Source organism: Desulfosarcina sp. (assembly GCF_041551955.1).
GTDB lineage: Bacteria > Desulfobacterota > Desulfobacteria > Desulfobacterales > Desulfosarcinaceae > Desulfosarcina.
This window is the reverse complement of record NZ_JBFELV010000577.1, coordinates 1-2,536: the sequence shown is the minus strand read 5'-3', so window position 1 is coordinate 2,536 and position 2,536 is coordinate 1. Positions and strand designations below refer to the sequence as shown.

General features: G+C 51.8%; 2 protein-coding genes. One reads left to right on the top strand and one right to left on the bottom strand.

The features are described from left to right. The first annotated feature begins 200 nt into the window (after positions 1-200). Positions 201-506 (top strand): hypothetical protein, encoded by a 306-nt coding sequence (locus ABYV26_RS24365; protein ID WP_372683942.1) that lies wholly within the window; start codon positions 201-203, stop codon positions 504-506. A 137-nt stretch (positions 507-643) separates the two neighbouring features. Here ABYV26_RS24365 and ABYV26_RS24360 read toward each other — a convergent pair whose 3' ends face one another. Next, positions 644-1,936, bottom strand: a complete 1,293-nt coding sequence (locus ABYV26_RS24360) for an MFS transporter (protein ID WP_372683941.1) — start codon at positions 1,934-1,936, stop codon at positions 644-646. Positions 1,937-2,536: the final 600 nt, after the last annotated feature.

Sequence of the window (2,536 nt, the reverse complement as noted above, 5' to 3'; positions counted from 1 at the left end):
TGCACATATTTATGAGAAAATTAATACATAAAATAAAATTTTGTGTTTTTCACTATTTTATTAACATTCTGTAATTTATATTAAAACGCTTATTTTAAGTCTTCGGCACCCCTTTTGCTTACATTACACGCAAGTAACAGTGCTTATAATAGCTTCGAAGAAAGCGTCAATTTTCTTAGCTTCTTAGAAAGGGGCTAATCATGAATAAAATTATAACTTTTTCAGTCGCAATCTTATTGATATTAGTTGCTGACTTATTGCATTTTGAAGCCCCTCCAAGTGCCTCTCAGGATACTCATGGCAGTGCTGCTACCGAAGCTCTTGCTGAATTCAGTGGTGATGCAGTAAATTCAAATTCTGGATTTGGCTTCAAGCAGGAGTTCAATTCCCCAATCAGCGACGATACCTCTTCGGTATCACCTGGTAAGGTTTTCGATCCGGTTACGATGCTTTTGTTGGGCAGTGGCTTGATCGGTCTTGCCGGATTGGGAAGAAAAAAGGTTTAGAAACAGCCAACTAAAAATTTCACATAATGATGGGCAGGGTCAGTGGTGACCCTGCCCATTTTAGTTCACCGTTTTCATTGTGAAAAAAAAGCCTGTCCTTCCGCTGCCGATCGAAAATTCAGCCCGCAGACTCCCCATCAGCCCCGAAACGTCTCTTTAATCATCAGCGTACACCCCAGGGCGATTACCGCGGATATCAACAGCACCAGCAGCATGGTGGTGTAGCCTTCCAACGCATAGGCGCCGGAGGCGCTGCGGGGGTATGCATCGAGCACCTTGCCTAAAAAGGGCATGAATACGGCGCCGCCTAAAAACGGGAACAGGTTGACCGTGCCCACTGACGTACCGGCAATTTCCACTGGAAATAGCTCCTTGGTCGCCGTAAAACCGATCACCACGATGGATGATGCACACACGGCGAAGACGAAAAAGGCCACGTAGAGCATGGGCAGCGAAAAACGGTCGGGGAAAAGGTAGAGCGTTCCCATTTCAGCGACCAGAATCGAGGCGCAGATGACAAAAGGCTTCTTGCGGCTCTTCAGGACGCGGTCGGAGACGAACCCCAGCAGCGGGCTGCCGATGATCATGCCCCAGGCGATCATGCTCAGCACGGCCCCGGCCGCTTCACGGGAAAGCCCATACACGTGCATCAGGAAAGGCCCTCCCCACAGCCCGCCGAATCCGAAGAAAATGCCGCAGTCGAAAAAGAACCACAGGGCCAGGGGCCAGAAGTGCGGATTGGAGACGACCTGCCGCATCCCCGCCAGCAAGGGGATGGTCTGCGCCGCCGCAGCAGGGGAGCTGGGTTTTTCTATCAGGGCGCCAATCGCCGGCCAGCCCTTGTCCTGAGGCCGATCTCGGATGATCAGCCACGCCAGGATAGCGATGACAAAGGTACACCCGCCGATCAGTTCGAAGGAGAGCCGCCAGCCGAAAGCCACCGTCATCATGGCCAGCAGCCAGGTGGCGGCCATGACGCCGGCCCCGCCCACGGCGTTGAGGATGCCAGCCATGGAGGCGAATTCATGGGGGTAGTACCACTGGGAGAGAATCTTCATTGTGGGGATGAAGACCATGGAGACCCCGAATCCCACCAGGATGCGGCTTACGAAGGCGGTTTCGATGTTGGGCGCCAACCCAAAGAGAACGCTGCCTGCCGAGGCGACAATCAGAAACCAGGTTACCGTCCGCCTCGGTCCCACCGAATCCGAGAGCAGGCCTGCCGGCAATTGCATGGCCGCATAGCAATAAAAATAGATGGAGCCCAGCAATCCCATGGTGCCGGCAGACGTGTTGAAATCCTTGACCAGATTGTCGGCCACGACCGACAGGGAGAGTCGGTGAAAGTAGACGAAAAAATAGGCCAGGGCCAGAAGGGAAAAGATCAGCCAGCGAAACCTGAACAGCGGATGTGCGGGTGTGTCGGCCATGGCGGCGCTCCTTCGAATCTCTTGGATTGGGTACCGGTTTGTTTTGTCGAAATGGGAATGGTTGACCATGAGTGATGAATCTAAATAGTGTCTTTCCAGAAAGGTGGAATTTTGCTTGAGATCAAGGCATGCGAAAAATTTTACCACAGGCGCCCTGAAAGAAGTGCCCTTGGGGTGCATATAGTCGATATTCCGAGGATAAAATTTTGAGCATAACGCAGAGATCGGGCAAAATAACCCTTTTTGGATGGGCACGAACTATCATGCCACAAGAAATCGATTCTGAAAAGATCCCGGTACATCATTTTTGATTTGATGGCCGGTTCTTTCGGCCTTATAGTTCATTGTCTCATCAAAAAATAGCATCTTTCGACCTATACCAGTAACCGTGCTTTTCCCGAACGTTGCATAAACAACCTGGCTAATCCCAACAAAGGACTCGTTTTCATGATCAATATGCCACAGGATGACAACACCGCCTGCAAACTGTCGGCCGTGGACAATGCCCAGGCGACTCACGGGTCCGGCGGGCAGCTGATATCGCAAAAACCAGGCGCACTCCTTCTGGTGGCGGCGGCCTACGTTCTCGGCGGCGGCGGC

Excerpts from the sequence above, each read along its gene's own strand:
- ABYV26_RS24365 (WP_372683942.1), top strand. The coding sequence starts at position 201 with ATGAATAAAATTATAACTTTTTCAGTCGCAATCTTATTGATATTAGTT.
- ABYV26_RS24360 (WP_372683941.1), bottom strand. The coding sequence starts at position 1,936 with ATGGCCGACACACCCGCACATCCGCTGTTCAGGTTTCGCTGGCTGATC.